At 42.1% G+C, this 11,693-nt stretch carries 9 protein-coding genes; 3 read left to right on the top strand and 6 right to left on the bottom strand.

Annotation, left to right across the window (positions count from 1 at the left end; genetic code table 11):
• Positions 1–234: 234 nt before the first annotated feature.
• Positions 235–684: a hypothetical protein gene (locus AC5JMF_RS23705; protein ID WP_495798158.1), complete on the bottom strand. Its 450-nt coding sequence runs from the start codon at positions 682–684 to the stop codon at positions 235–237.
• 80 nt (positions 685–764) lie between these two features.
• Positions 765–2,027, bottom strand: a complete 1,263-nt coding sequence (locus AC5JMF_RS23700; RefSeq protein WP_495798157.1) for an anhydro-N-acetylmuramic acid kinase — start codon at positions 2,025–2,027, stop codon at positions 765–767.
• A 264-nt stretch (positions 2,028–2,291) separates the two neighbouring features.
• Between AC5JMF_RS23700 and AC5JMF_RS23695 the strand changes: the two genes are divergently transcribed.
• On the top strand, positions 2,292–2,912 hold the full coding sequence (locus AC5JMF_RS23695) for a Uma2 family endonuclease (protein WP_495798156.1): 621 nt from the start codon (positions 2,292–2,294) through the stop codon (positions 2,910–2,912).
• 86 nt (positions 2,913–2,998) lie between these two features.
• Here the strand turns inward: AC5JMF_RS23695 and AC5JMF_RS23690 are convergent, their stop codons facing one another.
• The 4 genes from AC5JMF_RS23690 to kdpA all read right to left on the bottom strand — a co-directional run bounded on the left by AC5JMF_RS23690 (position 2,999) and on the right by kdpA (position 8,845).
• Positions 2,999–4,108, bottom strand: a complete 1,110-nt coding sequence (locus tag AC5JMF_RS23690) for a universal stress protein (RefSeq protein WP_495798155.1) — start codon at positions 4,106–4,108, stop codon at positions 2,999–3,001.
• A gap of 83 nt (positions 4,109–4,191) precedes the next feature.
• Positions 4,192–4,794 carry a K(+)-transporting ATPase subunit C gene (gene kdpC, locus AC5JMF_RS23685; protein ID WP_495798159.1) on the bottom strand — a complete coding sequence of 201 codons (603 nt, stop codon included), beginning with the start codon at positions 4,792–4,794 and terminating at the stop codon, positions 4,192–4,194.
• Between the two features lie 67 nt (positions 4,795–4,861).
• Positions 4,862–6,967 (bottom strand): potassium-transporting ATPase subunit KdpB, encoded by a 2,106-nt coding sequence (gene kdpB, locus AC5JMF_RS23680; RefSeq protein WP_495798154.1) that lies wholly within the window; start codon positions 6,965–6,967, stop codon positions 4,862–4,864.
• A 192-nt stretch (positions 6,968–7,159) separates the two neighbouring features.
• Positions 7,160–8,845: a potassium-transporting ATPase subunit KdpA gene (gene kdpA / locus AC5JMF_RS23675; protein WP_495798153.1), complete on the bottom strand. Its 1,686-nt coding sequence runs from the start codon at positions 8,843–8,845 to the stop codon at positions 7,160–7,162.
• A gap of 606 nt (positions 8,846–9,451) precedes the next feature.
• Between kdpA and AC5JMF_RS23670 the strand changes: the two genes are divergently transcribed.
• Complete coding sequence (locus AC5JMF_RS23670) at positions 9,452–10,549, top strand: sensor histidine kinase (protein WP_495798152.1); 1,098 nt, start codon at positions 9,452–9,454, stop codon at positions 10,547–10,549.
• Between the two features lie 112 nt (positions 10,550–10,661).
• Positions 10,662–11,357: a response regulator transcription factor gene (locus AC5JMF_RS23665; protein WP_495798151.1), complete on the top strand. Its 696-nt coding sequence runs from the start codon at positions 10,662–10,664 to the stop codon at positions 11,355–11,357.
• Positions 11,358–11,693 lie beyond the last annotated feature (336 nt).

The following is an 11,693-nucleotide window of genomic DNA, read 5'->3' as shown; positions in this document are numbered from 1 at the left end:
CAGCCAGAAAATTTATTTTCTGGCGAGTATCCGACTTTTGCAAGAGGTCTAATGATGAGTAACCAGTGTTAGAGCAGCAAGATATAAAATACTCTTTTTAAGATTTATATCAGAAATATATTGCATATATAACGGCGATCGCACTAATTTGTGTCCGTAAAAAGGGAACAGGAAACACTTCAACTACGCATGGTGATCGCTCATTTATAATGGAACTTTTGACACTTCCTTCGTTTACTGTGTTAACTGCCGCTCTAAACTGGCTTCCATTGTGCTATTTAAACTATGACCTGCAAGAATGCCACTAGTTAAGTAGTAGCTATCATCATTGACTCGATGTAAGGTTTCAAAACCGCTACGGCGTTGACGATCGCTCAGTACCCAGTAACGCTGCACAATAGTCGTTGGGGCAATCCAACCCTCGCCTTCAATTTGTCCTAAAATATTATGTTGAAGTAAAAAAGTATACTGAAGTTCTCCATTATGCAAACGTCCCTTGTATTGTAGGGAAATTTCGGGGCGATCGCTACCTGGGAATATCAACTTTGTGGCCATAGTGAACCAGTTATCTCGATTCCAAGCTACTAAGGTCATACCCTTGATGCTGATTGGCATCCCATCTCGTTCTAGCCAATTTCCTTGCATTGCCCAGCGTCCTGGTTCTAATAAAAAAGTGTGAGCCACCTTACGTTCCTTGTGTTGATCAAGTATCCCTAAGATATATTTGAAACACAAAAATGTCAGGCAGCTGACTTGCCACACCACTAAATTAGTTTTTGATGGATTTCCCCTAATAAGACTTCTTGAGGTGCGCCTGTGGCGGTTGGTAGGTTGCCAGGTATACCTAGTTGTCGCCAGTAGGCTAAAATAGCAAAAGCGATCGCTTCTTTAAAGTCTGCACTCAAGCCGACTTCATCCGTAGTTTGCACAGGAATTGATGTGAGCAATAACTCTATTTGCCGTTTTAAGTAGAGATTACGACTACCACCGCCACATAATAATACTCGCTGTGGCATTTGTGGTAAAAAAGTGCGGTAACTGTGAGCAATTGAAGCCGCTGTGAGTTCTGTAAGAGTTGCAAGAATGTCAGTAGGACTAAGTTGGTATGCTTCGGCGTCTTTTAAACACTGATGTAAATAAGTTACACCAAATAATTCTCGACCAGTAGATTTAGGTGGAGGTAAATGAAAGTATTCTTGACTCAACCATTGTTCTATCAATGGATTACAGGGAGTACCGTTAGCTGCCCATTTACCATCTTCATCGTAAGTTTTAGCACCAGCGCTTAAATGCTCCACTGCCAAATCCAACAAGCTATTTCCCGGCCCAGTATCCCAACCGCGAATTCTTGTGAGCCAATCGCCATGCCGAGGTGGAATATACGCAACATTACCAATACCGCCAATATTTTGAATACACCGCCCCTCTTGAGGATGACTGAGTAAAAAGGCATCAACTCTCGGCACAAGAGGCGCACCATGACCACCAATAGCAATATCAGCAATCCGGAAATTACTCACAGTTGTAATCCCAGTCAGATGAGCAATCAAAGCCCCACGCCCAATTTGCAAACTGTAACCCAAAGGGACAGAATACCCCGTGTCCCCCTTCGGGTTCGCAGTCGCCTGCGGAGGGTTTCCCTCCTGCAGCGCTGTCTCACCGCGTAAGCGCGTCCCCCTGTCCTCTTGAGGTGGCCGATGATAAACAGTCTGACCGTGGGAACCGATTAATGTGGCTGGTTTGTGACCAGTTTGGATATGTTGAGCAGCTTGAGCAAAGGCAAAAGCGATCGCATCATCTATCTGTGCTAATTCTGCCATTGAAATGGCTTCTCCAGCACAAACTGCTAGTATGCGTTCTCTCAGTTCGGCAGGATAAGGATATGTCGCCCCTGCTAGTAACTCAGTTTTGAGATCAAGTTCTGTACCAGAAATATCTACCAAAGCGGCGTCTATGCCATCTACAGATGTGCCGCTAATTAAACCGATAACGCGGCAAGGAACGACAGTTTGCTCAATCGGATACATATACAAAGATAGTTTTTTTGATTGTACGCGGTAGTTCACTACCGCAGGTTTTCAAACTCTCGTAAGATTTTTAATGAAATCAGATGTGTACGATGTACCTAACTTTTTAGATTTTTATCATCAATTAATTTTAAAGAATATTAATTTATTTTATCTCTAGCTTTCTACAATGGTCGCTGGTGAAGAAATTGATAGCTTTTTCAGCCATCCGCAGTCCCCCGGATTTAGGTATGATATTTTCAAAGCAGTAATTCTCTCTCATCTATGACTCAAGCCTTACCAAAGCTAGTAACCTTTGAGGAATTTATCAATTGGCTGCCTGAGAATTTCAGGGAACGCTACGAACTGCATAATGGAAATATTGTTGAAATGGCGCAACCTGTGGGGGAACACGAAGAAGTTAAAGGATTTTTGACGGTCAAGCTTAGTGCTTTAATTGACCGATTAAACCTCCGTTACTTTATCCCCAACCAAGCTATAGTCAAGCCGCCTGGAAAAGATTCTGGTTATTTTCCAGATGTGTTGGTGCTAAATCGTGCAAATTTGGTAAACGAAGAACTTTGGAAAAAAGAATCTACTCTTAGTTTAGGTGCATCAATACCTTTAGTAATTGAGGTTGTATCAACCAACTGGCGGGACGATTACCACTTGAAGTATGCTGATTATGAAGAGATGGGTATCCCCGAATACTGGATCATAGATTATGCGGCGTTGGGTGGACGTAATTTTATCGGCAACCCCAAACAACAGACAATCTCTGTTTGTAACTTAGTTGATGGAGAATATCAGATAAGTAAGTTTCAAGGCAGTGAGATCATTGTCTCCCATACTTTTCCCGAATTAAATCTTACCGCCAATCAAATTTTTACTGCTGGCGTGGTGTAGCATTAGCGATCGCAATGATTACTTGAATAACGCGGAATGAAAGATTTTAATTTTGTAGAAAAAGATGTCATCAACGGTATAACACTCTATCCCTGAGATGAAGATGTTTGATCGCTGGCGATGATGTGTAAGTCGATGTTTTTGAGTAAGCGGACTAGTTTTTGAGTTAACGAACCTTTAAGGAGTATTTGCCACCGGGATCGTTGACTTTCGCCAATGACGATTTGGGTGATCCGATATTTTTCTGCGACTTCGGCGATCGCCTGAGCTATGTTACTGTTGGTAACGCGAATAAAAGTTCCTTCAAATTCTTTGCACAGTTTTTCACAGTTGTGAATATGTAGGCTTTCTTCTTTGGTGAGGAAGCGATCAAGATCGGCAACAAATACTACATAAAGTGGGGCATTCATATAGTTAGCCAGTCTTGCACCCCGACGTAATAGTTGCAATGAGTTGGGATAGGTGGATACGCATACTAAAACCCGTTCGTGGATATTGCAAAATTGTCCGTTGGGGGTGGTGGCAAGGGCGTTTTCTTCAACGTTATCTGCGACTTCGCGCAAAGCCAATTCCCGTAATGCAATCAAGTTACGGCGTTGGAAAAAGTTATCGAGGGATTGTTGAATTTTTTGTGGTGCGTAAATCTTGCCTTCTAATAACCGTTCTTGCAGGGTTTCTGGTGTAACATCTACCACCACTAATTCGTCTGCTTCTTCTAGAATGCGGTCTGGTACACGCTCTCTTACTACTATGCCAGTAATCCTTGCTACTAAGTCGTTAAGACTTTCTAGATGTTGAACGTTCATTGTCGAGTAAACATCAATGCCTGCTGCTAAAATTATTTCGACATCTGCGTAGCGTTTTTCTTTGACGGAACTGGGAACGTTGGTATGGGCGAGTTCATCGATTAAGGCTAATTGAGGCGATCGCTTTAAAATCGCGTCTGTGTCCATCTCTGTCAATATTAACCCACCGCGAGGAATTTGTTTACGAGGAATAATCTCTAATCCCTCTGCCTTCTCTGCCGTTTCTTTGCGTCCGTGGGTTTCTAAAAGTCCAACAACAACATCAATTCCTTCTTGTTTTAATGCGTGTCCTTCTTCTAGCATCCGGTAGGTTTTCCCCACTCCAGGAGCCATACCAATAAATATTTTATGTTTACCCCGCCGTGCCGCATGAATTGAGTAATTTGTCATTGGTCATTGGTTATTGGTTATTGATCATTTCTCCTTTGTCCCTATTCCTCGTGGACTGAGCGAAGTCGAAGTCCATTCCCCAATCATTGATTTTGCTGACGGTTCAGGTCTTGCAAATCAAGAGCATAATTCAACCGCAGAACATTGACTCCTGGCTCGCCAAAAATCCATAAAAATCTCCCATCGGTGTACTTATTAATTAAAGGAAATATTTCTTGTTCTCGCACTCCACGCGCACGAGCAACCCGCTCTAATTGTTGTAATGTAGCTTTTACGGAAATATGAGGATCTAAACCTGAACCGGAGGTATAAATTAAATCCGCGATCGGTTGAATGTTTTCTTCCCGTAATTTATTTGCTTGCTCTACAATCCTGTTTAGTAATTCTGGATTGCTAGCAGCGAGATTACTGGCTCCTGAGATACCAGTTGGTTTGGCTTTTTTACCTTGGCTATATCTCACAGTGCTGGGACGACCATGAAAATATCGCTCAGATGTGAACACCTGACCAATTAAAGCTGAACCAATTGATTCATTCTTTAAATTCAGCATGATGCTGCCATTAGCTTGATAGGGAAAGAAAACCTGTCCCACCACAAGGATGATTAAGGGATAGATGATTGCTGTTAGCAACCAAAGTACTAGAATTACAAAAACCGCTCTAATAGTTTCTCGAATAAAAGACATCATAAAGATTCCACTTGCGTTCAAAATTTAATTATGTAACTTTCCCCCTGCTCCCTGCTTCTTATCTTCAAGCCAGTCCCACTGCTGTGATCAGTACATCAATCAATTTGATAGCGATGAATGGCACAATTAAACCACCTAAGCCATAAATCAAGAGATGGCGCTGTAGTAATTGATTGGTTGTTCGAGGTCTAAACGGTATGCCCTTCAAAGCAAAGGGAATAAAAGCTGGAATGATCAAAGCATTGTAAATCAACACTGATAAAACAGCAGAGTTAGCGCTGGTCAAGTTCATAATATTTAAGCTTTGCAAGTGAGCCGTAGCAAATATAACTGGAATAATTGCAAAGTATTTAGCAATATCATTAGCGATCGAAAATATAGTTAATGCTCCACGAGTAATTAATAATTGTTTACCAATGCTGATAATGTCAATGAGCTTTGTGGGGTCGGAGTCTAAATCTACTATGTTGGCGGCTTCTTTGGCAGCTTGAGTACCTGTGTTCATAGCTACACCAACGTTAGCTTGAGCTAATGCGGGAGCGTCGTTAGTTCCATCCCCAGTCATGGCGACTAGTTTACCTATTGCCTGTTCGCTTTGAATGACGCTGATTTTGTCTTCTGGTGTTGCTTCGGCAATGAATTCATCTACACCTGTTTCTCTGGCGATGACAGAAGTTGTAATGCGGTTGTCTCCAGTCAACATGATGGTACGTACTCCCATCCGGCGCAGTTGTTCAAAGCGATCGCGGATACCAGGTTTGACTATATCTTTGAGATAGACGACTCCGTAGATTTCGTTATCTAAGCACACTGCTAAGGGTGTACCTCCTAAACGAGAAACTCGCTCGTCAACAGCATCTAGTTCTGGAGTATCGTGTCCATTACGAGAACGTACAAACCCCTTAATGGCCGATACTGCTCCCTTACGGACTTCATGCCCACCTGGTAAATTAGTGCCACTCATGCAAGTTTTGACGGAAAAATCAACTGCTTCTGCTTGGTTATAGTCAAAATCAAATCTTGCACCTAAGTTTTCCGCCAGTCGAACAATTGATTTCCCTTCCGGTGTGTTGTCAAACACACTCGCAGCCCACGCTACATTGGCAATTTCGGCTATTGAATGACCATTAATCGGGATAAACTCTTCTGCTAAGCGGTTGCCGAGGGTAATTGTACCTGTCTTATCGAGAACTAAGATGTTCACGTCTCCACAAGCTTCAACTGCTCGTGCTGAGGTGGCAATAATGTTAAATTGGGCAGCTCTATCCATACCAGCAATGCCAATGGTACTTAATAACCCGCCAATCGTTGTTGGCATCAGCGCTACTAAAAGGGCGATTAAAACCGATACACTGACTGGACTGTTGACATAATAGGCAAGTGCAGGCAAAGTTACTACTACAAATAGAACAATTAAACTTATAGCTGTCAGTAACACCGTCAACGCAATTTCATTTGGTGTCTTAGCACGTTCTGCACCTTCTACCAAAGCAATCATTCGGTCAACAAACCCTTTATCCGGGTCGGCGGTAATGCGGATAATCAATTCATCAGAAATAATGCGCGTCCCACCAGTGACAGAACTCGCAACCTCTGAGCCTGATTCCTTCAATACTGGTGCAGATTCTCCAGTAATTGCCGATTCATCTACTGAGGCGATACCCATAATTACCTCCCCATCCGCAGGGATAATATCGCCAGCAACGACATATATGGTGTCACCTTGTTTGAGACTAGTCGAGGGAATTTCGTTAACCGTACCATCGGGGGCCAGTTTTTTGACAATTGTCTCTAACTTAGTTGAGCGTAAGACATTAGCTTGGGCTTTACCTCGTCCTTCGGCTAGTGCTTCGGCAAAATTGGCTAACCAAACACTCAAGAACAAAATACCTGTCAACCAGCGGTTGAAAAGAGCAGGATGCTTCTGTGGAACTGTCCCAAATAGGTTGGGATCAATTGCCACCGCCAAAGTAATAATTGTTCCCACCCAGACTAGAAACATGACTGGGTTTTTGATTGCAGACTTAGGATTGAGTTTGACAAAAGCATCCTTAATGGCTCTGAGATAGAAGCCTTTGGTATTTACTTTTGATTTTTTGCGTGCTTTGCGGCGATCGCCAGCACGAGAACGTGAGAGTCTATATTTGGAGGTAGTTGCCACCGTATTCATATAGTGAGTGGGGAGTGGGGAGTGGGGAGTGGGGAGTGGGGGACGTGGGGAGTAATCAATAACAAATGACGTTAGCGTAGCGGTAGCGAGTCCGCGATAGCGTAAAGCCTACGGCATAGCTTCGCTTAGAGCGACACAGGAGCGTCGCGTCATGACAAATGACAAATGACAATTCCCCAGTCCCTAATTTCCCTAGCTGCCAGATGCTAGCTTGAAACCTTCGGCTATGGGGCCTAGGGCTAGAACGGGAAAAAATGCTAGCAATCCTAAAATCAACGTCACTCCAGCTGTGGCACCGATAAATACTAAAGAATCGGTTTTTAGAGTACTGGAGGTTTGGGGCACTGGTTGTTTGCGAGATATACTGTCAGCTAATAGTAGGATGGCAATTATGGGAATGTACCGCCCTCCTAGCAAACTAACTAAAGTGCTTAAGTTCCACCATAGGGTGTTATCTTTCAACCCCTCTAAACCGGAGCCATTATTTGCTCCCGCTGAAGCGTATTCATACACTACTTGGGATATGCCATGATAACCGGCATTACTAATTCCTGACAGGGAGATAGGATAAGCTAAGGCGATCGCACTGGGAATCAAAACGATAACTGGGTGAATTAGTAACACGATGCTAGCGAGAACTATTTCACGCTTTTCGATTTTGCGCCCCAAAAACTCTGGGGTGCGCCCCACTATTAACCCCATGAGAAATATAGTCAGAATTAGATAGATAAATAGGTAAGCTATCCCAATTCCTTGTCCACCCCAGATAACTCTCAAAAACAGGTTACTCAAAGTCGAAAATATTCCTTGGGGCATTAAAGAATCATGCATCCCGTTGACAGCACCACACATGGTTGCTGTTGTCATAACTGCCCATAATGCTGTTTGTGCCCAACCAAAGCGGACTTCTTTACCTTCTAAGTTTGGCTGATCTAAGCCAAAGGTAGCATTCACAAGGGGATTTCCTTGTAATTCTCCAATAGCACTCACCCCTACCAAAATTACAAAAATGATAAATATCATCCAAAAAAGCAGCCAAGCTTGTTTGATGTTATCGGCAAATATACCGTAGGTATAAATTAGAGCTGCTGGAATCGCAATCATGGCGATGGTTTCTATGAGGTTAGAAACTCCGTTGGGGTTTTCAAAGGGATGAGCAGAGTTAACATCAAAAAAGCCGCCGCCATTATCACCCAAGAATTTGATCATCTCAAATGATGCTACTGGGCCTCTGGCTAGATACTGTGTCCCCCCGTCTAAGGTTTTCACTGCTAAAGAGCCAGTTAATGTTTGAGGTACACCAATTAAAAGTAAAGCGATCGCTCCTACAATCGAGATTGGTAGTAGTATCCTAGTAATCCCACGGATGATATCTACATAAAAATTCCCTAGTCCTTTACCTGTCAATCCCCGAATAAAGGCAATTCCTACAGCTAACCCAGTAGCCGCCGAAGTGAACATCAAAAAGCCTAAAGCCGCTACCTGGCTAAAATAACTCAAGGTTGTCTCACTAGAATAGTGTTGCTGGTCGGTATTCGTCAAAAATGAGATGGTAGTGTGCAGCAATATATCCCAAGTAGGCGCACCAAAACCATTGGGATTCCAAGGTAGGAGCCTCTGAAAATAAATCAGTAAATACACTGAGATACCCATGAGGAGGTTGCTGTATAGTACTGCTCGGACATACTGCCAACCCGTCATGTCATCTTTCTGCCGTACACCCGCTAGTACGTAAATACTGCGCTCTATCGGATTCATTAAAAAATCAAGCAGTGTTTTTTCTCCCAAGAAAACACGCGCCATGTATCTTCCCAATATAGGAGTGAGTACTACGACGATAAACAACGTTAAGGCAATCTGCAAAAAACCCTGTCCCATATATTTTGTGCCCAATTAAATTTAAGAGGTAGCAAATAAACTCTATTAATAGTGTCTTTTGAGGAATTTGACTACAAGCAATTCGGTGATTTATTGGTCATCACCCTATTTTTTATTTGGATTTACTTTATGCTTAAGATACTTAAACTCTACTCTCTATTTAGTTATGATGATTTGTTTATACAATATAATTTTCAAGTTCGCTACTTTCAAAGATATAAATATTCACTATAATTTTATCAAAATCGATAAATAAATCTAGTATAACTTTACACAATTTTATCAGCATTAAAATAATTAAATCTAATGCACTAGAATAGCTGAAACAATTCAGTAGTAAGCTGTTCCATATATAACTTGCATAATTAGGGCGGGCAAGATGCCCACCCCACAAGAGTTTTATTTAATTTGATTATGTAATTTAGATGTTTTTTAGCTTAGCGTTAGGCTGAAGCCATAACGCACCGACAGATAACTGATATTATAGAAAAAGTTTAATATACAAATTTTGACAATCAAATAACTAATTTATAATTTTTACTAATTCTCTAAAAAAGCAATTAGTTGAATATGAGATAAATGGGATAATTTTGTTTTTTGAAAACTATGATATTAAGTAGATTATTGAATATTAAAGGTAAATTAGATCAGCATGGAAAAACATATTGGTTAATTGCGATCGCCTTTACCATAGTCATAGCATTAGAATATTTAACACCACCAGAATACGTCTTTGGTTATCTCTACACCGGGACAATTTTATTAGCAAACTCCCGATTAAATCGCAGAGCGATGTTAAGCGTCACTCTAGCAGCAACGGGATTAACCTTCTTAAATTTATTTATTCCAGGAGGAAAAATAATTGATCCCCCAACAATAGCAAATAGGCTAATTGCCGTTTTGGCACTGATAGTAACAGCCTGGTTAAGCGATCGCAACCGTCTTAAAGAAGAAGCGATCACTTATACGCAAGCACGATTACGTTCCCAAGAACAGCTCGCAACGATCCGCGAAGATTTTGTTTCCACTTTGACTCATGATTTAAAAACACCCTTATTAGGAGCAATAGAAACACTCAAATATTTTCAAAACGGTCAATTTGGTGAAGTCACCCCAACGCAAGCAAAAGTCCTACAAACAATGGCTCGCAGTCATCAAAATACACTGCAACTAGTACAAACTCTCCTAGATGTATACCGTAATGATACTGAAGGATTAAAACTACAATTAGCACCTATTAACTTAGTGACCGTAGCAGAAGAAGCGATCGCTACCTTATTAGAACTAGCTAGAACACGCCAGGTATATGTTTCTCTGCACTATGGCGAATCAGATTTTCGCCGCGCCCTTTGGGTAAATGGCGACTCATTACAACTAGGGCGAGTTTTCAGTAATCTCCTCATCAACGGTATTAACCATACCCCCCGTGGCGGTAAAGTAGAAGTAGTATTAGAGGATTACTCTAGCGAGCAAATAGTCAAAATCCTTGATAATGGTTCTGGCTTTGACCAAACAGAGTTACCCTATTTATTCGAGCGATTTTATCAAGGACATAGCGATCGCCACCTCTTCGGATCTGGACTGGGACTTTACTTAACAAGACAAATTATTACAGCACATCAAGGTACAATTTGGGCAGAAAATCGCTCACCACGCGGCGCAATATTTGCCTTCCGCCTTCTTGCCTGTCCACCGCCAAGGTGAGGGGGATGTGGTTTGACTTCTCCTGTCAAAGACGCTCTTGCTAGCTTGCTACCGCGTGGGGGTAGGCGGTAGTTGAATCTCGACAATCCCCAATCCCCAATCCCCACTCCAAATGACAAAAATCCTACTCGTTGAAGATGATGAATTGTTTCGCCTTGGTTTGCGGATGCGGTTGCAGCAGGAAAGTAGTTTAGAAATTGTGGCAGAAGCAGATGATGGGGAACAAGCTGTAGATTTGGCAAATCGCTATCCCCTAGATTTGGTTTTGCTGGATATAGGTTTACCAGGAATTGGCGGGATTGAAGCTTGTCGCCAAATTAAGCAGCAGCATCCAACTTTACCAATTCTCGTTTTGACATCTCGTTCCGAAAAACCTTTAATTTCCAAGTTAATTGCTGCGGGGGTTCAAGGTTATTGCCTCAAAGGTATTCCAGCTGAGTCTTTAATATTAGCAGTGCGTTCAGTCGCGGCGGGAGCTTCTTGGTGGGATCAAACAGCCACAACAGAAATTAGGGCAGCTTTTGCAGGTAATTCCCTAGCATTAGCGATAAAAGCAGACGAACCTTTAGAAAATCCCCTCACAAAGCGGGAACAAGAGATTTTAGCACTAGTGGCAACAGGCAAAAGCAATCAAGAAATTGCCGAGATTCTCTACATTGCCCCTGGTACAGTACGGGTTCATGTCCATGCCATCTTACAAAAATTAGAAGTACGCGATCGCACCCAAGCCGCAGTCTTAGCCATCCAAAAAGGATTAGTCGCACCAGAATTATTAACTAGCTTGAAAATAGGGAACGGGGAAGTCTAATACTAATTCGTAATTCGTAATTCATAATTCGTAATGACGCGACGCTCCTGTGTCGCTCTAAGCGAAGCTATGCCGTAGGCTTTACGCTGACGCTCGTACCTCGCTACCGCTAACGCTAAGGTAGTTCGTAATTAAGAAACTCTTATTTAGTATGGGTTTCTGAGTTTGAATGTGTAGCCGAATTTTAGAGAATTGGTATAACTAGTCAGTAGGGTGCGTCAGTACAAATAATCTCTTGGTCAATTCAGGGTTTCTCTTTCCTGATGCACTAGACCTCTTGCAAAAGTCGGATACTCGCCAGAAAATAAATTTTCTGGCTGATACTCAAGTCGGTTT

This window comes from Desmonostoc vinosum, assembly GCF_059505385.1.
This window is presented reverse-complemented; position numbering and strand designations above follow the sequence as displayed.

Coding starts and splice junctions, on each gene's coding strand:
- AC5JMF_RS23700 (WP_495798157.1), bottom strand. CDS start 2,027: ATGTATCCGATTGAGCAAACTGTCGTTCCTTGCCGCGTTATCGGTTTA.
- AC5JMF_RS23695 (WP_495798156.1), top strand. CDS start 2,292: ATGACTCAAGCCTTACCAAAGCTAGTAACCTTTGAGGAATTTATCAAT.
- AC5JMF_RS23690 (WP_495798155.1), bottom strand. CDS start 4,108: ATGACAAATTACTCAATTCATGCGGCACGGCGGGGTAAACATAAAATA.
- kdpC (WP_495798159.1), bottom strand. CDS start 4,794: ATGTCTTTTATTCGAGAAACTATTAGAGCGGTTTTTGTAATTCTAGTA.
- kdpB (WP_495798154.1), bottom strand. CDS start 6,967: ATGAATACGGTGGCAACTACCTCCAAATATAGACTCTCACGTTCTCGT.
- kdpA (WP_495798153.1), bottom strand. CDS start 8,845: ATGGGACAGGGTTTTTTGCAGATTGCCTTAACGTTGTTTATCGTCGTA.
- AC5JMF_RS23670 (WP_495798152.1), top strand. CDS start 9,452: ATGATATTAAGTAGATTATTGAATATTAAAGGTAAATTAGATCAGCAT.
- AC5JMF_RS23665 (WP_495798151.1), top strand. CDS start 10,662: ATGACAAAAATCCTACTCGTTGAAGATGATGAATTGTTTCGCCTTGGT.